The sequence below is a fragment of the Bartonella sp. AA86SXKL genome (assembly GCF_042196885.1).
The window spans coordinates 340-634 of the sequence record NZ_JBHIRE010000446.1 but is presented as its reverse complement, the minus strand read 5'-3'; the positions used below and the strand labels follow the sequence as shown (position 1 = coordinate 634).

Annotated in this window: 1 pseudogene; it reads left to right on the top strand. The window is 36.3% G+C overall.

Annotation, left to right across the window (positions count from 1 at the left end):
* A pseudogene (locus tag ACFIO5_RS12555) lies at positions 1-246 on the top strand (type IV secretion system protein VirB10); the annotation flags it as partial.
* Between the last annotated feature and the right edge of the window lie 49 nt (positions 247-295).

Below are 295 nucleotides of genomic sequence, written 5' to 3'. Positions count from 1 at the left end.
CAAGATAAGAACAATTCTGAAACAATTTCTTCAGGACAAAACATTGCAAATATTGCCGTAGAAAATTACGCCAATATTCCCCCTACCCTGTCCAAGAACCAAGGGGAAATGGTCAATGTTTTTGTGGCTCGCGATTTAGATTTTTCCAATGTTTATAAATTGAAAGTGATCGAAAACAAAAAACAGATTGTCAATCGGGCTCTTTCGAGAAACTTTTATAAAAATTCTGCGGTAATTTTGCAATGAACCAAAACTTGCACACATTGAGCGATGAAACCGTCGCGATTGTTTTAAC